Raw genomic sequence first — 20031 nt, 5'->3', positions numbered from 1 at the left:
AAGCATGAATACGGAAGGCGAAGGGAGCAAGGAAAGCCTTGCTAACAGAGAGGAGAAAGTACTAGATTTTTGGAAAACAAACCATATTTTCCAAAAATCGTTAAAAAACAGAGAAGGAAAAACTCTGTATTCTTTTTATGATGGGCCACCGTTTGCTACGGGTCTACCTCATTATGGTCACCTTCTTGCAGGGACAATTAAGGATGTTGTTGGGCGTTTCGCTACTATGGACGGATATTATGTTCCTAGACGTTTTGGATGGGATTGTCATGGTGTTCCTGTAGAATATGAGGTGGAAAAATTTTTAGATCTTACCAATCCAGGAGCTATTGAGGATTTTGGTGTTGCTAAGTTTAATGAGGAATGTCGAAAGATTGTTTTCCGTTATGTTGATGAATGGGAACACTACGTAAATCGCTTGGGACGTTGGGTAGACTTTTCTACTACATGGAAGACAATGGACGCTTCATTTATGGAAAGTGTCTGGTGGGTATTTCGTTCTCTTTATGATCAGGGCCTAGTTTATGAAGGTGTGAAGGTGGTTCCTTTCTCTACGAAATTAGGTACACCTCTATCTAACTTTGAAGCAGGTCAAAATTATAAAGAAGTAGATGATCCTTCCGTAGTTATCAAGTTTGCTTTGCAAGGAGATCCTGCATCTTTATTAGTATGGACAACGACGCCATGGACATTAGTATCCAATATGGCAGCTGCTGTGGGTCCTGAAATTACTTATGTACGGGTTGCGGATAAGGTTTCCAGAGAGGAATGGATCTTAGGCCAAGGATGTTTATCCCGATGGTTTTCAGATCCGGATTCATATGAAATTTTAGAAAGTTTTTTAGGGACAGCTTTAATAGGGAAAAGCTACGAACCACCCTTTAGCTTTTTTGAACATAAACGTGCAGAAGGAGCTTACAAAATTCTTTCTGGTTCATTTGTAGAAGAGAGCGAAGGCACAGGAGTTGTACACATGGCTCCTGCATTTGGTGAAGCGGATTTCTTTGTATGTAAAGAATGCCATGTACCTATAGTATGTCCTGTGGATAATCACGGCTGCTTTACGGAAGAAATTCCTGAGTATCAAGGCCTATACATTAAGAGTTGTGATAAAGGAATTATTAAATCTTTAAAAAATCTAGGAAAGGTTTTTTATCACGGGACTGTAATGCACCGTTATCCTTTCTGTTGGAGAACAGACACCCCATTAATTTATAAAACAGTGAACTCTTGGTTTGTTTCTGTTGAGAAGATCAAGGATAAGATGTTGAGAGCTAACCAGAAGATACATTGGGTGCCTGAGCATATCAAAGAAGGACGTTTCGGTAAGTGGTTAGACGGTGCTAGAGATTGGGCAATTAGTAGAAACCGTTATTGGGGAACCCCTATTCCTATTTGGAAAAGTAAAGATGGAGAAATCTTAGTTATAGGCTCTGTAAAAGAGCTTGAAGAGCTTACTGGAGAAGAGATTTCTGATTTACATTGTCATTTTATTGACCAATTAAAAGTTGAAAAAGATGGGAAAACTTTTCAAAGAGTTCCTTATGTATTTGACTGTTGGTTTGATTCAGGCGCTATGCCTTATGCGCAAAATCATTATCCTTTTGAAAATCAGAAGGAAACAGAAGCTGGATTTCCTGCAGATTTTATAGCAGAAGGTTTAGATCAGACGCGAGGGTGGTTTTATACTCTCACTGTGATTTCTTCAGCCTTATTTGATCAACCAGCATTTAAAAATGCGATAGTTAATGGTATTGTTTTAGCTGAAGATGGCAATAAGATGTCTAAAAGGCTAAATAACTATCCCAGTCCTATGGGGATTATGAATACCTACGGAGCTGATGCTCTAAGATTGTATTTGTTAGACAGTGTTGTTGTTAAAGCTGAGGATTTGCGGTTTTCTGATAAGGGTGTTGAATCTATTCTTAAACAAATTCTCCTGCCTTTAACAAATGTGTTATCTTTTTTCAAAACTTATACAGATCTGTATGGTTTTGATGTTAATAATTACGATAAGGAAGAGATAGCTTATACCGAGATCGATAGATGGATTCTTTCTAATCTCTATACTGTTGTTGGTAAAGTTCGTGAGAGTATGAGCTCTTATAATTTAAATACTGCTGTAAATCCTTTCGTTACTTTTATTGATGATTTAACAAATTGGTATATTCGTCGTTGTCGGAGACGTTTTTGGGAATCTGAAGATACTCCAGATAGAAGAGCAGCTTTTGCTACACTTTATGAAGTGCTTACTGTTTTCTGTAGAGTAATCGCTCCTTTTATCCCATTTATATCTGAAGATATTTACCAACAGATCAAAGCTGAATATTCTCAAGAGTCTGTACATCTTTGTGATTTCCCTCATATAGATCTCGCTAAAGTATTTCCAGATTTGGAACAACGGATGAGCGACACCCGAGAGATTGTAGGTCTAGGGCATTCTCTACGTAAGGAATATAAGTTAAAAGTACGTCAGCCCTTAGCGAATTTTTATATAATAGGTCCTAAAGATCGTTTAGATGAGTTGACTTCTTTTGAGCAACTCATTGCAGAAGAACTCAATGTAAAAAATATCGTATTTTATAAAGAGACACCCAGCTTTGTAAAAACTACTGTGAAGCCTAATTTTCGTTCTCTAGGTAAGAAGTTTGGTGAGAAGATAAAAGACGTGCAAAGAGCGCTGAGCTCTCTTTCTCAGGAACAAATACAGCAGTTACTAAAACAGCAATTTATCTGTCTTAACTTGGGTTTGGAAGACATTACTTTGGGTATAGATGATGTAGTAATTTCTTGGGAAACAGATCCAGGATATGTTGCTCGAAGTTCTTCATTATTTACTGTGGTTCTTGATTGTCAGTTAACTGAAGATTTGGTTATTGAGGCAATTTCTAGAGAATTAGTGAATAAAATTAACACAATGCGTCGTAATCATAAGTTGCATGTTTCTGATCGTATTCTTTTGCAAATACATACGTCAGAAGCCGTTAAAAAGGCATTTCTTCATTATGAAGATTACATTTGCGAAGAGACGTTGACTATTCGATTCGAATTTAAAGATACTGTTGAGGGGGAAGAGTGGGATATCAATGGACATCCTACATGTATTGCTCTTACATTAGCTCCCAGAGTAAAATAAGATTCTGAAATTTCTTCAAAGAAGATTCTCTACAAAATAGAGAGTCTTCTTTATTTCTTCTTGTCATTTTTTGGAAATAGACGGCGATGTCTTTGGTAATACATATGTCCAAAGATATAAACGAAGAATCCTAAAGCTAGGCTATTAACTAAATATCCAGGTAATGTGGTTGGAGCAGGAACATTTTTTAAATGTCCAAAATGTCCCAAAGGCCAGAAAATCCATAAGGGTGATCCTAAAAGATTTTCTATAGGAACAAAGCCAAATTCACGACTATCAGCGCTCATAGGATAATTATCTCCTAAAACTAAAACATAACCTTCAGGAATTTGTATTCCAAAATTATGAATGAATGTCGAGAATTGTTCTAGATCTTGTGGAGGAGGGCCTCTATCAATAAAACCTATATAGGGGCGATCTTCTGAAGAAGCTTCTTGTTTTGCTTTTTCAGATTCTATGAACTTTTGCAAGGCGGGATCATTTTTAATGAAGATAGGAGAATCCATGACATAGAGATTCCCTTGGTTATAAAATGCATAGCGACTTGGTAAAGGATTATATTTGGGATTTTTTGGAATAAAGAAGGAGCTAAAATTAATACCACAGTTAAATAGATCAATTACCTGACTATCATTTAGTTGCATTAATGCGTGGGTTGGTTTTAGCTTATAACGCATACCTCCAAAACCTATTTTATAAGCTTCTCCCTTAGAATATTCGTAACAACCGTTATCCACTCCTGGGAAAGGTAGGGCAAAGAGTTTTGCTCTATCCTCTGATCCTCTCGCAAATGGTTGGTACTTGTAAGCAACGCCATCGGAAATAACAAATCGTGATGTATTAAGATTATTCCTAATAAGATGAATATGCTCTTGCCTTAGGGGAAGAAGCGTCTTCATAGGTTGTATAGTAGGAATTATTTGGTTGTTATAGTGCTGAAGATGAGGCGTAGGGTAAGAAACGTTTGGAGTGTGACAAATTTCTAAATAAGTTTGAGCTATTGGATTTGGAATAGTATGACATAGACTGGCCTGTTTATGAGTAAGAATGCGTACCATAGCATAGTTGCCCATACCAAAAAGATCGGAATAACTAACTGGAGATGTATGGGGAGTTTTCAGTGTGTTAGGGATATCATTATGCCAAGAACCATTGTGAAAAAATTTGCCGTAGGGACCTTCCTGAGGTAATGAAATCTTACCACAAGGTTGGTTCATTTGTTTAAATAATGCTGTAGTTTTGTCATTATTGCTAATTTCTACAGAGCCATCGAAAGATATGTAGGGGACGTGATAGAGATTTTCGAGACCAAAATCATTAGGGAAATGAATGACTCCCCCGTCTTTATCAATGCCGTAAATTTTTCCTCCATAAAAATATAGAGTGTCTCCGGGTTTGCCCATACAACGTTTAATATAGCGTTTTTTCCCAGGAATGAATCCGAAGTACTTTGTATCGGAATTTGGAATAGGAAGATCACCAACAGTAAAGACTACAAGACCACCACGAGTAATAGCTTCAGAACGAAATCCCCATGGTTGTTTCTTAAAAGGGAAATGTAGGCCGAAAGTTGTTTTAGAAACAATCATCCGATCTTGTTCTAAAATCGTTGGACGCATAGACCCGGTAGGAACTTCATAAAGTTCAAACCAAAATTGACGAATAAGGAAAGCAACTACAGCGGCAAAGAGAATAGCTTTAGTAAGCTCCCAAGATTTCTTTGCAAAAGAAGCGGGATAGCGTTTACTGAATTTCTGAGCCTGCTCTGCAAGTTGACCGGCTGTTTGCTGATCTTGTTGAAGGATGGCTTCTTCGAGTTGTTCTAGTAATGTTTGTAATTCTTTTTGAGAGTCGGGATGTTGAGAAAGTTTTTTGCTTTTAAGTAACTTATAAGTCGAGTGCAGTATTTGACGACTTTTATTTAAGGAATACCGATGTCTCATGAAGATGCCTAGTGAAACCCTTAATTTCTTTCTGAGTTTGAATGTCCTCATTAAATGAGGGTTCGAGAAGGGTATTCCCCTAATCGAAATTGTGGCTATGTTTAGCGCACCTAAAATAGACAGAAGTTTTGCTGCATAATTTATTTAATTGTAACATTAAAAATTAAAATATGAGCATCTAACAAAAGTCTTGACCGCTATTTTACTGTATTAGATTTTTCAATCAAAAATATTTTCTAGATAAGTTTAAAAATTTCGTATTTTTTAAGACTTAATCTATAAAAATGCCTAGAAATTACTTTGAAATAGGTTTGCTCATTCGGTTTATTCTTTGATCTCGGGAAGAGTATAAGAATAGGGAGATGAAGCTTCGTATCCCACATCAATAGCTCTTAAAACAACTGTGCCTTTCGGAGTTTCTATACTAGTCCATAGAGGAAACACGGAGATTTCACAAGCTGTGAAATACATAAGTACATTTTTTCCTGATAAGATGGATGAATCTTTAGGCCAGTTTGCACATCGAGCTTGAACAGGTGTTTTAAGAGAGTAACTTCCTTCTACAGTAATCCTAGGTGACCACGGATCGCGGTTTTTGCCTTGTCTTTTTATTAAATGATCTGGTGCTTCATTTAAAGAAAGTTGTAAGAGTGTGGAGAAAATAGGAAGATCTTCTGATTGCAAGCGACGTAGTTGCTGAGTTTTTGGATTCAAACAAAAGATATGCGTATTTTTTGTTGATAGGGATATTAAAAAAACCCTTCTAGGGGAATGTAAATCGTTAATTAAGTTTTTCCATGGTGTATTTTGTATCAAAGTTCGATCTTGCTGAGATAGATGTGGAAACTCTGTCATTTCTATCCATACAATGTTAGGAGATACGGATTTTACAAATAAAAAAAACCTTTGAACTCCTTTGCTAAAAACAGCATAGTCGCCAGTTCGCGCATGAAAAATATTTTGTTTTAAAGAGAGAGGGGTTTCAGTAAAGGCAGAAAACGGATAGAGGAAAATTGCTAAAATAAAAAGTCTTTGAAACAGAGGTGATAAGCGTATTTTTTCTTGCTTTTTCATAAGGTATTTCTGTACACTTTTCCTTTAGTATTTCATGATGTTGTTTCCCACATACCATAAGATGGTGATTTTGGAGTTGTCAATATGAAAAAGAACACTCATCCCGAATATAACAAAGTTTTATTTGTAGATTCTTCTACAGGATATAAGTTTGTTTGCGGATCTACATATCAGAGCGATAAGACGGAAGTTTATGAAGGACAAGAGTATCCTGTATGCTATGTCAGTGTGTCCTCTTCTTCACACCCTTTCTTCACAGGAAGTAAGAAATTGGTGGATGCTGAAGGCCGGGTAGATAAGTTCTTAAAACGTTACAGCAGTGCAAAGCCTGCACAGCCTGCTCAAGTTTCTGTAGAAGAAGAGCCTGTTGCTAAAGCCAAGAAAAAAGCTCCCATAAAGAAAAAGAAATAGTCTTATCTATTAAGTTCTAATTTTTTTGCATAAACACGTTATCATTCTCCTTGTTTTAGGAGGTGTTGAAGCGTGTTTTTTTGTTTAATGTTTCATTCGGAAGTATTCATATACTTTTAGTATATAGTATATGTTTGTCTGCACATGGTTATTGAAATGTTTTTTTCGTTTGCAGTGACTCATATTGACAAGATATGATAAAACATTGACTCATAATGTTGACCACAAAGTGATTGAAAATCTTCTTGCGGTAATAATGTTCTCTATACCCTACAGAGCGTTAACCTGTTCTTTAATTTTCAATAATTGTGATATTGAAGTAAGAAACTTGTATGACTTCAATGGGTAAAGACTTTGAAAAGTTAATTTAAACGCTCCTCGATATGCAACTCGAGAAGTATGTCAGGAACTCTTGATTGAGAAGTAATTCATGGAAAAAAAGATTCTGGAGTATTTGAAACGCCTAGAGGAAGTGGAAGTTAAAATCTCTAATCCGGAAATTTTTGAAAATCCTAAAGAGTATGGTAGCTTGAGTAAGGAGCACGCACGTCTTTCTGAATTAAAGAATGTATATGATAAGGTTTTAGGTCACGAAAAAGTTCTCAATGATGATAGAGAAGCATTAGCTCAAGAAAAAGATCCTGAAATGATCGCCATGCTAGAAGAAGGCATTCAATCAGGAAAAGCTGAAATTGATAAACTGTATAAAGTTTTAGAGAATCTACTAGTCCCACCAGATCCAGATGATGATTTAAATGTTATTATGGAATTACGTGCAGGTACTGGTGGAGATGAAGCAGCTCTTTTCGTAGGAGACTGTGTCCGTATGTATCATTTGTATGCATCCTTAAAAGATTGGAAATATGAAGTCCTTTCTTCTTCTGAGTCTGATATTGGGGGATATAAAGAATATGTAATGGGTATATCTGGAACAGGCGTAAAACGTTTGCTACAGTATGAAGCCGGAACGCATCGCGTGCAAAGAGTTCCTGAGACTGAAACACAAGGTCGTGTGCATACTTCTGCAATTACTGTTGCTGTATTGCCAGAACCGGCAGAAGATGATGAAGAAGTCTTTATTGATGAGAAAGACTTAAAAATAGATACCTTTAGAGCTTCTGGAGCTGGAGGTCAGCACGTAAACGTTACCGACTCTGCAGTTCGAATTACTCATATGCCCACAGGTGTTGTTGTTACTTGTCAAGACGAGCGTAGTCAGCATAAGAATAAAGCCAAGGCTATGCGTATTTTAAAGGCGAGAATACGTGATGCAGAAATGCAGCGACGTCATAAAGAAGCTTCCGCTATGCGCTCAGCTCAAGTAGGTAGTGGAGATCGTTCGGAAAGAATTCGCACGTATAATTTTTCACAAAATCGCGTGACTGATCATAGGATAGGTCTTACTCTTTATAATTTAGATAAAGTTATGGAAGGGGATTTAGATGCTATCACTTCAGCTTTAGTTAGTCATGCTTATCATCAGCTCTTGCAACATGGAAACGAAGATACTTCTTAGGGAGGCTTCTGCATATTTAAAATATCGAGGTGTAGCTTTCCCTGATAGAGAGGCTGCCGATATTTTAATGGATTTTCTTGGAATCAGTTCTAGGACGCAATTAGCCACTATTTTATTAGATGAGGGTCTCATTCCAATTTATTGGGACCGCATTCAAAAAAGAGCCAGGCGTTATCCAACAGCCTATATTCATGGTAGTGTGAATTTTTTAGGCCTGCATCTGGAAGTGGATTCTCGCATCCTTATTCCTAGAATGGAAACAGAATTATTGGCTGAACAGATTGTAAAATATCTAAGCCAACATCCCCATATTCAAACATTTTATGATGTTTGCTGTGGAAGTGGGTGTTTGGGATTGTCTATAAAAAAATATTGCCCCGATATTAAAGTTATTCTTTCAGATATTTGCCCAAAAGCAGTCGCTGTGGCTAAGGCAAATGCATTTAAAAATAATTTAAATGTTGAAATCTTTAAGGGAGACCTATTTTCTCCATATTCTTGTCCTGGAGATGCTTTTGTTTGTAATCCCCCCTATCTTTCTTTTGATGAGATCTTACGTGCGGATCCCGAGGTTCGTTGTCATGAACCGTGGAAAGCTTTGGCTGGAGGCAATTCTGGATTAGAATTTTATGAACGAATTGCTGATGAGCTGAATAGTATTTTGTTCCCTAGAGGTGTCGGTTGGCTGGAAATTGGCTATAAGCAAGGGATCGCAGTAAAAAAAATTTTTGCAAATCATGGTATCTTGGGGAGCATACATCAAGATCTCTCGGGATACGATAGGTTTTTTTTTCTTGAAAATCATGCAAGCGATACTGTATCCTCATGAGATTATTCTTGATTTTTGCTGAGTAGATGATCAGTTCTTTATCGCAAAAACTATCCTCAATTTTTTCTTCGTTGATTTCTTCTCGTAGAATTACTGAAGAAAATATCTCTGAAGCGATCCGGGAAGTCCGCTTAGCCCTACTAGATGCTGATGTGAATTATCATGTCGTTAAAAGTTTTATTGCTAAGGTCAAGGAAAAAATTCTTGGAGAGGAAGTATGGAAGCATGTTTCCCCTGGACAGCAGTTTATACGATATTTGCACGAAGAATTAACAGAATTGCTTGGCGGTAAGGCCGATTTAATTACTTCAGGAAATCCTGGGGTGATTTTACTTTGCGGTTTACAAGGAACGGGAAAAACTACGACATGTGCTAAACTTGCTGCCTATGTTCTAGAGGAACGCAAGGCAAAGAAGGTGTTAGTTGTTCCCTGCGATTTAAAACGCTTTGCAGCAATAGATCAGTTAAGAAACTTGATTTCAAAAACCCAAGCTGAACTGTATAATAGCGAAGGTCAGGATCCTGTGAAAGTAGTTTCCCAGGCTTTAGACTATGCAAAACAGCATGGTCATGATCTTATTTTGATTGACACAGCAGGCCGATTGCATGTGGATGAAGTGTTGATGGAAGAATTGGTTTCCATACAAAAAATCTCCAAATCATGTGAACGGCTATTTGTTATGAATTTGGCTATGGGACAGGACGCTGTTGCCACAGCTAAAGCGTTTGATGATTATTTAGATCTCACAGGAGTGATTATCTCCATGACAGATGGGGATGCTCGAGCCGGAGCTGTATTGTCGATGAAAAGTTTATTGGGAAAACCAATAAAATTTGAAGGCTGTGGTGAGAAAATACAAGATCTTCGACTTTTTAATGCAGAATCTATGGCGGATCGCATTTTAGGTATGGGAGACACCGTGCATTTTGTCCAAAAAATGCGTGAATGTATTTCTGAAGAAGAGGACGAAGAGCTTGGGAAAAAATTAATAGAGTCGACCTTCACTTATGAAGATTATTATAAACAGATGAAGGCATTTCGACGTATGGGTCCACTTAGAAAACTTATGGGGATGATGCCGAGTTTTGGCGGTGCTAAACCTAGCGATAAAGATATAGCGGATTCTGAAGAGCATATGAAAAAAACAGAAGCGATTATTCTTTCTATGACTCCCGAAGAAAGAAAAGAGGGAGTTGAGCTAGACATGAGTCGCATGAAAAGAATAGCTGCCGGTTGTGGATTGACTTTAGGTGATGTAAACCAGTTTCGCAAGCGTATGGCACAATCTAAAAAGTTTTTTAAAAATATGAGTAAAGAGAGAGTAGAACAAATGAAAAAGAAAATGTCTGGAGGAAACCTGTGGCGTTAAAAATTCGTTTACGACAACAAGGACGAAGAAATCATGTAGTCTATAGATTAGTACTTGTTGATGTTGAGTCTCCTCGTGATGGTAGATACATAGAATTATTAGGTTGGTACGATCCTCACAGTGCAGTTAACTATCAATTGAAAAGTGATAGAATTTTCCATTGGTTAAATCAAGGTGCTGAACTTACAGAAAAAGCCGCTGTTTTGATTAAACAAGGCGCTCCTGGAGTTTATAGTGAATTGATGGCTAAACAAACTGCTCGTAAAGCTGCTGTATGTCAAAAACGTCGTGCTTATCGTCAACGTCGCGCTTCAAAAAGAGCAGAAGCTGTAAAAGCTGTTGCGAAATAGTTTTTAGGGTTGTGGGATGGAGATCGAGATACTTTCTTTATTCCCAGACTATTTTGATAGTCCCTTACGTTCGAGTATTTTGGGCAGGGCTATTAAGAACGGGCTGTTGAAAATTGAATCCAGAGATATACGAGATTTTGGATTAGGAAAGTGGAAGCAAGTAGATGATGCCCCATTTAATAATGATGGGATGCTTCTTATGGCAGAGCCTGTAGTGCAGGCAATACGGCATATTAAAAGAAGTGATACCAAGGTAATACATCTTTCTCCTCAAGGAATGCTTTTGACAGCGCAAAAGAGCCGAGAATTGGCCAAGTGTTCTCATTTGATATTCTTATGTGGGCACTATGAGGGAATTGACGAAAGAGCTTTAGAAAGCGAAGTGGATGAGGAGATAAGTATCGGAGATTATGTTTTAACTAATGGTGGAGTTGCCGCTTTAGTCGTAATCGATGCTTTATCTCGTTTTATCCCTGGTGTTTTGGGAAACCAGGAAAGTGCGGAAAAGGATTCTTTAGAAAATGGGTTATTAGAGGGACCTCAATATACACGTCCTCGAGTATTTGAAGGTAAAGAGGTTCCTGAAGTGCTTCTTCAAGGAGATCATCAAGCAATTGCTCGATGGAGAAAGCAAGTAAGTTTAGATAGAACCCGAGAAAGGCGCCCTGATTTATATGTGCGTTATCTTTATGATCGAGAGAACAAGGAAATTTTCCCACAGGAAGAAGATCCGAAACAGTACACATTAGAAGGGGAGAGTGCTGTAGTTTTAGAGGTTGCAGATATACAACGATCTCGCAAGTTTTATTCTAAGATGTTTAGATTAAATCAACCTAGCAATGATAAACTACAAATCCCGGGAAAGACGCAAACGGTTCTACATTTGCAAGAAGTAGGGTTAGAAAATAAAAATATAGCCATTTTGTCGCTTCGATTGGATTGTGAAGACGATTTTTTTAATTTTTTAGGACGATGGAAGATGCTTGGAGGGACTCTAGAACAAGCTGACGGTCGTGGAGCGGTGAGAGTAGTGCGTGATTTTGACGGACATCAGTGGACGGTCTCTTACAAAAAGGCAAAATAGAAATAGAGAATTTAGGTGAAGTATATGGGGAACTTAATTAAGGAATTGCAAGACGAACAACTTCGAACGGAAGCTCTTACAGATTTTCGTGTTGGTGATACAATTCGTGTAGCTACAAAAATTGTAGACGGCGGTAAAGAACGTACACAGGTATTCCAAGGGACAGTGATGGCCCGTAGAGGCGGAGGAGCAGGAGAAACAGTTGCTTTGCATCGCGTTGCTTATGGCGAAGGTATGGAAAAGAGTTTCTTGCTTCATAGTCCTAAGATCGTAAGTATTGAAGTAGTAAAACGCGGTAAAGTTTCTCGAGCTCGTCTATACTACTTAAAAGGTAAGACTGGTAAGGCCGCTAAAGTTAAAGAATATATTGGCCCTAGAGCCGCTAAGAAATAGTTAGTTATATTTATTGAATTTAGCTGATTTCTGATTTTACTCAAGATATACCGATCTATGAAGACACTAGCTATTGATGAAGAACAGTTATTTTTATCAAAAACCATCTTTGAAAAAGAAGTTTTTGATGAGGGTTTCTCTATCATAGCTGGAGTGGATGAGGTCGGAAGAGGCCCTCTAGCGGGGCCTGTAGTTGCAGGAGCTTGTATTCTTCCTCGAGGTAAGATATTTGCTGGAGTGAATGACAGTAAAAAGTTAACTCCTAAGGAAAGAATCAAAATTCGCGATATTCTATTGAATGATCCAGATGTATATTATGGAATCGGAGTTGTCTCTGTAGAAAGAATAGATGAGATCAATATTCTTGAAGCAACCAAGGAGGCTATGGTGAAAGCAATAGCAAGTCTGTCTGTTCATCCTGATTTTCTTTTAATAGACGGTCTACATTTACCTCATAAAATTCCTTGTAAGAAGATTATCAAAGGAGATTCAAAATCCGTATCCATAGCTGCAGCATCGATAATAGCTAAAGAGTATAGAGATGACTTAATGCGAAAGCTTCATCAATGCTATCCTGATTACGGTTTTGATAAGCATAAAGGTTATGGAACAGCCGCGCATTTAGCAGCATTGAAGGCTTTTGGTCCTTGTGATTGTCATAGAAAGAGTTTTGCTCCCATAAGGCAGGTATTCTAATATTTTATGAAAAATAAAGTTCGTGTTCCTTTTTCTCCTGATCAACCTTTGTGTGCACCGAAACTATTTACTATTAGTGCTCCTGCAGGAGCCGGAAAAACTACACTAGTGCGTATGTTAGCGCAAGAATTTCCCAATTCTTTTCAAAAAACTTTATCCCTAACAACACGATCTCCTCGTCCTGAAGAAGTTCCTGGTGTGGATTATCGGTTTGTTTCCCAAGAAGAGTTTAAACGAAGGTTAGATAGTAATGATTTTTTAGAGTGGGTTTCACTTTTTGGAGAATATTACGGGACCAGTCGTTTAGAAATTGATGAAATTTGGAAGTCGGGGAAACATGCGGTTGCAGTGATTGATGTAAAAGGTGCTTTGTCTTTGAAAAATAGGATCCCTACAGTCACTGTTTTTATTTCCGCGCCTTCTCAGGAAGAACTAGAGAGGCGTTTAAAACATAGAGGGTCTGAACAAGATTCTCAGAGACAAGAACGGTTGCAGCACAGTCTCGTTGAACAAGCTGCATCGAACCAATTTGAATACGTCATTATCAATGATGATTTGGAAAAATCTTACGAGATTTTGAAGAGTATTTTTATAGCAGAAGAACATAGGAACGTATTATGAGCAACAAAGATCGTTTAACAAATGAAAAGTTAAACCAATTGTTTGAAAGCCCGTTTAGTTTAGTTAATTACGCAATTAAGCAGGCAAAAATTAGAATAACAAAAGGCGACGTACGTTCTTCTAATGCAGCCATTGAGGCATTGGTTTTGCTGGAAAGGGACGGTGTACAAGCAGATTTTACAGAAGAAGATGTGGAAAATACCACTGCTCCAATTACTGAGAGAAGAAGAGAAGGAACCACATCAGGAAGAAGAAAAGATCCTTCAGCTTATTCATGGAGTGATGTGAAATAATGCCCGCGCGCGTTTTAATTACTTCGGCATTACCTTATGCGAACGGACCTCTACATTTTGGACATATAGCTGGAGCCTATTTGCCTGCGGATGTCTATGCTAGATTCCGTAGATTATTAGGAGATAATGTTCTCTATATTTGTGGTTCTGATGAATATGGAATTGCAATCACATTAAATGCCGAACGCGCAGGTTTGGGATATCAAGAGTATGTGAATATGTATCATAAGATACATAAGGATACTTTCAATAAATTAGGGATTTCCCTAGATTTTTTCTCACGTACAACGAATCCTTTTCACAAAGCTCTTGTTGAAGATTTTTATCTACAGCTAAAATCAAAAGGCTTAGTAGAAAATGAGACTTCACTCCAGCTATATTCTGAAGATGAAAATCGTTTTCTTGCTGATCGTTATGTAGAAGGTGCGTGTCCAAAATGTGGATTTGATGGCGCACGTGGTGATGAATGTCAAAAATGTGGTGCCGATTACGAAGCTACCGATCTAATTAATCCACGATCTAAATTATCAGGATCTCAACTAGTTCTTAAAGAGACTGAGCATGCGTATTTTCATTTAGAACGTATGGTTGAGCCTTTATTAACGTTTATAGAAAAAGTATATTTACCTGAGCATATTCGTAAGTTTGTTGTAGATTATATTAAGAACTTACGTCCACGTGCCATTACTAGAGATTTATCTTGGGGGATTCCTGTTCCTGACTTCCCAAACAAGGTATTTTATGTGTGGTTTGACGCTCCTATTGGTTATATCAGCGCAACTATGGATTGGGCAGCGTCTGTGAATAATCCTGATGCATGGAGAGACTTTTGGTTAGAAGAATCTACAGATTACGTACAATTTATAGGTAAGGACAATATCCCTTTTCATTCGGCAATATTTCCAGCTATGGAATTAGGTCAAAGCCTTCCTTATAAGAAGGTAGACGCTTTAATATCTTCAGAGTTTTATCTTCTCGAGGGTTATCAATTCAGTAAATCCGAAGGGAATTATGTAGATATGGATGCCTTCTTGGATACGTATTCCCTTGATAAATTGCGTTATGTGTTAGCTGCCACAGCTCCAGAAACTTCTGATAGTGAATTTACTTTCATAGATTTTAAGACACGATGTAATTCAGAGCTTGTCGGTAAGTTTGGGAATTTTATTAATCGTGTGCTTGCTTTTGCAGAAAAAAATGGATTTAGAGAACTAGCATATCCTAAAGATATGTTAGAAGACAAAGATAGACAGTTTTTGGATGATGCACAAAGAATTGTTCAGGAAGCTCGGGCACATTATAGTAAGTATAGCTTGCGTAAGGCCTGCTCAGCAATTATGGAGTTGGCAGCGTTAGGAAATGTGTACTTTAATGATCAGGCACCGTGGAAGCTTCTTAAAGAAGGGGTATCGCATCGTGTAGAAGCTATACTTTTTTGTGCGTGTTATTGTCAGAAATTGTTAGCATTGATTGCATATCCTATTCTTCCGGGGACAGCTTGGGAGATATGGAATATGCTTTCTCCAAAATCTCTAGATCTTGAAAATCAGAATAAAGATCGTGTGGCAAGCCTTTGGGATGCAGAGTTTTTAGAGTTCTCTGATGAGGTTTTCTTTTTAACAACACCGCAGCTATTATTTACAATCGTAGATTAGTTTCTTATTTATCTCATGAAAATGAGAAAGTTTCTTGTTCGGGTTGTGTAAGTTGTTCAAGAGCTTGCACAAGTCCTGTGCAGCGATGTTGTGCCTTATCATTTCTTGTGGCTATAGCAATTGCTTTTTTTGTGCCTACTAGAATGACAAGCTGTTTTCCCCTTGTAATTGCTGTGTAGAGAAGATTCCTATAGAGCATCATGAAATGAGATGTATGTAAAGGAAGGACAATACAGGGACTTTCACTTCCCTGATATTTATGTACCGAAGTGGCATAGGCTAAAACAAGATCGTCAAGTTCTGAGAAGGAATATACAACGTATTTTCCTTCCATATTTACTATAACACGTTTATTTTCAAAGTTGATCATGGAGATATAGCCAATGTCTCCATTGAATACTTCTTTATTGTAGTTATTGCGGATTTGCATAACTTTATCTCCAATAGCATAGGATTGAAACTTGCCGTGGAGAGTTGCTTGTTTAGGATTTAAAGCAGATTTTAGTACTTTATTGAGATTATGAATTCCTAAGATACCTTTTTTCATCGGGGCAAGAATCTGAATATCTTTAGGATAAATATGGTATTTCTTAGGGATAAACTGTGTGACTAGGTGGACAATATGGTCCATGGCCTCCTGGGGATCTTCCTTTTGAAAGAATAAGAAATCCTTACGTCCCGATTCAGAATAAAGTATAGGGAATTCACCTTCATTGACTTTATGAGCATTGATAATGATGTTTGAGTCATGCACTTGGCGAAAAATCTTATTCAGTTTGGTTACTGTGATTTTTTTAGAATTGATAATATCTTTTAAGATATTTCCAGGGCCAATACTAGGTAGCTGATGCACATCTCCGATCAAGATAACAATCACATGGTCAGGAAGTGCTTTTAGAAAATGGTAGAGGAGATATGTATCCATCATTCCAGATTCATCGACTATGATTAGATCGCAATCTATGGGATTTTCATAATTCTTACGAAATGAACGTGTCTTAAAATCATATTGTAGTAGGGCATGAATAGTCACCGAATGCTTTCCAGTAATTTCTGTCATACGCTTTGCTGCTTTCCCCGTAGGGGCTGCTAGAATGATTTTATAGGTAACCTGCTCAAATATCTTCAGGATAGCCTTTGTGATGGTGCTTTTTCCTGTTCCAGGTCCTCCGGTAATGATATGAATCTTTTCTAAAAAACATGCACGAACCGCTTCCCTTTGATTTTGCTCTAAGTGAAGGCTTAGATTGTCTTCAACCCATTGAATGGCTTTATTCCCATCTATAGGACGAATTTTCCTGGAGGAAAATAAGATCCGTTTTAAATCAGAAACCACAGTCTTTTCTGCTAAGTAAATATGCTTTACCCAGACGTGAGGTATGGTTTCTAACTCTTGAATATGCAAAAGATTTTTCTCTTGCATGCTATATATTTGAGAGATGATCTCTTCAGTTTGTATAATTTTTTCAGGAATATCCTGATTTAGGAGTTTCTCTACAGCTTGAGCAAGCCCCTGTAGGGGATAACAAGTATGGCCATCTTCTTGGAGTTCTTCTAGAGAATGCTGTATTCCCGCAAATAATCTACTTTGTGAGTTTAAGGGTACTCCTAAGCGTGTGGCGATCAAATCAGCTGTTTTAAACCCAATACCCTCCATTTCTCTAGCGAGTAGGAAGGGATCTTCACAGATTTTCTCTATGGAATGCTCTTTATATTTTTTATAAATTCTTACGCCATAGTGGATAGCGATATTATATTGTTGTAAGAAAAGAAGAGTAGTTCTCAGATCTTTTTGTTCGCGAAGTTGTGAGCATAAACTATCACAGCGGGTTTGGCTAATTCCTGGAATTTCAATTAATCTTTCCGGTTGATTATCAAGAATATCAGCAGTCTCATTTTGGAATTTTTCAATAATCTTCTCAGTGATTTTCGGTCCGATACCTTTGACAAGCTTAGAGGTAAGATAATTGACTATTCCACGGTTATCGCCCATTTCCAAAGAATCGTAACTGTATACTTGGAAGTATTTTCCTAAATTTGAATTTTCTGACCATTTTCCATACAGGTATAGCTGCATACCGATTTGTAGAAAAGAATCAGGAAACTGACCTTTGATAACGATGATCGTACCCTTATAGGGTATTCTCATGTGCGCAGCGGTTTCTTTTGAATCGTGATCTTCAAAAAGTACGCTTTTTAATTTTCCGGAAATTTTTTCCATAGAATTCTTAAATCTAATTTAGGGGAACGAGTGTCATAGGAGAATTAACTGACATATTTCCACAGCTATAGCTTAGAGGATTTGAGAGTATAACCTTTTTCAAGTTGCTTGCCTCCTAAGGCACGCGAATTACCCTTCTCCAATACTTTTTATCTATTGGAGACTGAAAAATTCTCTAGTGCTTAAATGTAACAACGAAAGATACCTATACACTAGTATTTCCAATGTGTCCATAAGAACACTTACGTGGTTTCTTTTTCTCACCAAGATATTCGCGTTATACATTGCGCTCTGTATTTTGAAACGCGAGATTTTGATTTGATCTTTATCAAGTTTCGTTGATTGAGATAGTAAGGTGAGTTTAGCTGAAGATAAATTTTTTATTCGATGAGTATTTTTAAAGATGTACTTTTCATCCTGAAGTGAAAATCGCTCATGGATTCTTAAAAACAAGTTTTATAAATTCATCATGAGAAATTTTGTGTGCTAATCTGCAGAAGGAAGAATCTTGGATTCCTCTGGTTCCTTTTGATTCGCCTTTCTTCCGAAAAGAATCAAACAAATGAGACTACCTCCCAACATTAAGAAAATCCCAATACCTTCTTGTAAGGTGGGCAGGGTCTTTTCATAAAGATAGGATAAAATTAACCCAAAAATAGGCTCAAAGATTAACATGGCTCCTAAAAGAGCAGGGGATAAATGTAAGCTAGCCTTATTCCATGACGTGATGGCTCGCGATGAGGAGAATATTCCCATAGCAGAGCATAGAAGAATAAAGAGTAGCCGTTCTGATGTTGGGGTATGCGCTATAAAATTATGAGCAACGTGTGTGATACCTAGACAATCACAAATAATAATCAAGGGGAGACAAATAGCTAACGAAGCTACTCCGAGCATCCCACACCATAAATCTGGAGAAATATTAGGATTTTTTAACAAAAAATCGTAGTTACAGATAATATAAGCAACCCAAATACCCGTAGATATGATTACACAAGAAAGCCCTATAAAATACTCTAGAGGGTTTACTGTTGTTGTTGAATGAAATTCCGAGAGATTTGTTAGCACGACCCCCAAGAAAATCACGCAGCTAATTCCAGAGAGTAGGGTATAGGAAAGCTCTTTTTTCTTTACATTTGAATGAAATAGAACAGCTATGGGAGCTAATCCAGCGATAATAATAGTTATAGCGGCCCCTACGTAACGAATTGCCAAAGCAATGCCAAAATAGTAGACCATATTTACAAGAAAGGCCCAGAGGAAGCTTTGACCCCAAACATGCAAAGAGATGTTTTTAAAGATATTTTGTCTTTTCCATAGAATAGGGAACAGAGAAAAAATCCCGAAAATGGTATAACGGGTTAAGACAATATCAAGTTCTTGAAAAGATTCTAACAAATTAGGAATGACGAAGACTATTCCCCAATAGAGACAGGCCAATAGGCTATGAAATAGTCCTACAGGAACGCTATGGGATTGTTTTGTTTGAGCATCGTTAACAAACATATCTGCCTTTGAAAGAATAAAATGGTTTTATAAGCAATAAAAGAAATATTTTACCATAAACAACATTTTTAATGGATTGAACACTTTATAATACTTGGGTGATTCTAATCCAAGTATTAATCCTCGGTTTATTTTCTATGAGAACCAAAGTACTTATTTACTCTGACGAAGGCGTCTCTCCTTATTATTTGCGTCATCTGATCCGCTGGTTAAAAAATAGTCTTCCCTCTGAGGAAAACCTAGAAATATGTCGCGTAGATGGGAATTTTCTTCTTTACGATCCTTTATGGGAATTTACAGCGCGTCTACTGATTATCCCCGGAGGTGCTGATCGTCCCTATCACAAAGTTTTGCAAGGTTTAGGTACTGCAAGAATAGATAATTATGTTCGTGAGGGCGGGAATTATTTAGGTATTTGTGCGGGAGCTTATTTTGCATGTAAAAGCTTAAGTTTTAATGAGCCCGATGGCGCTCTTTATGTTGCTGATCGAGGATTGGGTTTTTTCCCTGGTCGTGCTGTAGGTCCCGCTTACGGTTCGTTATTCTCTTATACAAGTCCAATAGGTGTACGTGCTGCACCACTATTTTTTTCTAATTTAAATACGAGTGGTTGGGCTTTATTTAACGGTGGTCCGTATTTTGAATATGCAGATACCTGTGGGGGGATTTGTGTAGAAGCTCGTTATGAGGATCTTCCTGAACAGCCTGCTGCAATTATTTCTCGACGCTTAGACAAAGGTTTAGTCATTCTTTCTGGATTGCATATAGAGTATCTTCCCGAACATTGTCAGATGTCAGAGGATAACGTTGTTGGAGCTCGTGAGATTTTAACAAACGCCACAGCTTTGAATCAATATCGCGTATCTCTTTTATCACGTTTACTTCATACAACGTCTATGGTGTATGATTATACAATTTAATGAGTGCTATTAT

General features: G+C 37.5%; 17 protein-coding genes. 13 read left to right on the top strand and 4 right to left on the bottom strand.

What is annotated here, in order from left to right; all coding sequences use genetic code 11:
- The first annotated feature begins 4 nt into the window (after positions 1-4).
- Positions 5-3136, top strand: a complete 3132-nt coding sequence (gene ileS, locus C10C_RS03340; protein ID WP_117274428.1) for an isoleucine--tRNA ligase — start codon at positions 5-7, stop codon at positions 3134-3136.
- A gap of 50 nt (positions 3137-3186) precedes the next feature.
- Here ileS and lepB read toward each other — a convergent pair whose 3' ends face one another.
- Both lepB and C10C_RS03330 read right to left on the bottom strand, forming a co-directional pair.
- Positions 3187-5079 carry a signal peptidase I gene (lepB, locus tag C10C_RS03335; protein WP_117274427.1) on the bottom strand — a complete coding sequence of 631 codons (1893 nt, stop codon included), beginning with the start codon at positions 5077-5079 and terminating at the stop codon, positions 3187-3189.
- A 324-nt stretch (positions 5080-5403) separates the two neighbouring features.
- Complete coding sequence (locus tag C10C_RS03330) at positions 5404-6153, bottom strand: hypothetical protein (protein WP_117274426.1); 750 nt, start codon at positions 6151-6153, stop codon at positions 5404-5406.
- A gap of 84 nt (positions 6154-6237) precedes the next feature.
- Here C10C_RS03330 and C10C_RS03325 point away from each other — a divergent pair, with 84 nt between their 5' ends.
- The 11 genes from C10C_RS03325 to metG all read left to right on the top strand — a co-directional run bounded on the left by C10C_RS03325 (position 6238) and on the right by metG (position 15371).
- Entirely contained in the window at positions 6238-6564 is a 327-nt protein-coding gene (locus C10C_RS03325) for a type B 50S ribosomal protein L31 (RefSeq protein ID WP_117274425.1), read from the top strand.
- Positions 6565-6994: 430 nt separating this feature from the next.
- Positions 6995-8080: a peptide chain release factor 1 gene (prfA, locus tag C10C_RS03320; RefSeq protein ID WP_117274424.1), complete on the top strand. Its 1086-nt coding sequence runs from the start codon at positions 6995-6997 to the stop codon at positions 8078-8080.
- Positions 8058-8909 (top strand): peptide chain release factor N(5)-glutamine methyltransferase, encoded by an 852-nt coding sequence (prmC, locus tag C10C_RS03315; protein WP_117274773.1) that lies wholly within the window; start codon positions 8058-8060, stop codon positions 8907-8909. The genes prfA and prmC overlap by 23 nt, the downstream gene beginning before the upstream one ends.
- 26 nt (positions 8910-8935) lie before the next feature.
- A complete protein-coding gene (gene ffh, locus C10C_RS03310) occupies positions 8936-10279 on the top strand; it encodes a signal recognition particle protein (protein ID WP_117274423.1) in 1344 nt (447 codons plus the stop codon).
- Positions 10270-10629, top strand: a complete 360-nt coding sequence (locus tag C10C_RS03305; RefSeq protein WP_117274422.1) for a 30S ribosomal protein S16 — start codon at positions 10270-10272, stop codon at positions 10627-10629. Before ffh ends, C10C_RS03305 begins: the two co-directional genes overlap by 10 nt.
- A 16-nt stretch (positions 10630-10645) precedes the next feature.
- Entirely contained in the window at positions 10646-11713 is a 1068-nt protein-coding gene (gene trmD / locus C10C_RS03300) for a tRNA (guanosine(37)-N1)-methyltransferase TrmD (protein ID WP_117274421.1), read from the top strand.
- A 24-nt stretch (positions 11714-11737) separates the two neighbouring features.
- Entirely contained in the window at positions 11738-12106 is a 369-nt protein-coding gene (rplS, locus tag C10C_RS03295) for a 50S ribosomal protein L19 (RefSeq protein ID WP_117274420.1), read from the top strand.
- 57 nt (positions 12107-12163) lie between these two features.
- A complete protein-coding gene (locus C10C_RS03290) occupies positions 12164-12802 on the top strand; it encodes a ribonuclease HII (protein WP_117274419.1) in 639 nt (212 codons plus the stop codon).
- 6 nt (positions 12803-12808) lie between these two features.
- Positions 12809-13423, top strand: a complete 615-nt coding sequence (gene gmk, locus C10C_RS03285; RefSeq protein WP_117274418.1) for a guanylate kinase — start codon at positions 12809-12811, stop codon at positions 13421-13423.
- Positions 13420-13716, top strand: a complete 297-nt coding sequence (locus C10C_RS03280; RefSeq protein ID WP_117274417.1) for a hypothetical protein — start codon at positions 13420-13422, stop codon at positions 13714-13716. Before gmk ends, C10C_RS03280 begins: the two co-directional genes overlap by 4 nt.
- Positions 13716-15371, top strand: coding sequence for a methionine--tRNA ligase (gene metG / locus C10C_RS03275; protein WP_117274416.1), 1656 nt, complete (start codon positions 13716-13718; stop codon positions 15369-15371). Before C10C_RS03280 ends, metG begins: the two co-directional genes overlap by 1 nt.
- A gap of 13 nt (positions 15372-15384) precedes the next feature.
- On the opposite strand, the gene recD2 is transcribed toward metG, so the two are convergent.
- Positions 15385-17592, bottom strand: a complete 2208-nt coding sequence (gene recD2 / locus C10C_RS03270) for an SF1B family DNA helicase RecD2 (protein ID WP_117274415.1) — start codon at positions 17590-17592, stop codon at positions 15385-15387.
- Positions 17593-18078: 486 nt separating this feature from the next.
- The gene (locus tag C10C_RS03265) at positions 18079-19098 is read right to left on the bottom strand and encodes a DMT family transporter (RefSeq protein ID WP_117274414.1); all 1020 of its coding nucleotides are present in this window, start codon (positions 19096-19098) and stop codon (positions 18079-18081) included.
- Between the two features lie 137 nt (positions 19099-19235).
- On the opposite strand from C10C_RS03265, the gene C10C_RS03260 reads away from it, so the two are divergent.
- Positions 19236-20018 carry a BPL-N domain-containing protein gene (locus C10C_RS03260; protein WP_174222231.1) on the top strand — a complete coding sequence of 261 codons (783 nt, stop codon included), beginning with the start codon at positions 19236-19238 and terminating at the stop codon, positions 20016-20018.
- The last annotated feature ends 13 nt before the right edge of the window (positions 20019-20031 follow it).

Origin of the sequence: Chlamydia poikilotherma (assembly GCF_900239975.1) — a bacterium.
GTDB lineage: Bacteria > Chlamydiota > Chlamydiia > Chlamydiales > Chlamydiaceae > Chlamydia > Chlamydia poikilotherma.
This window is presented reverse-complemented; position numbering and strand designations above follow the sequence as displayed.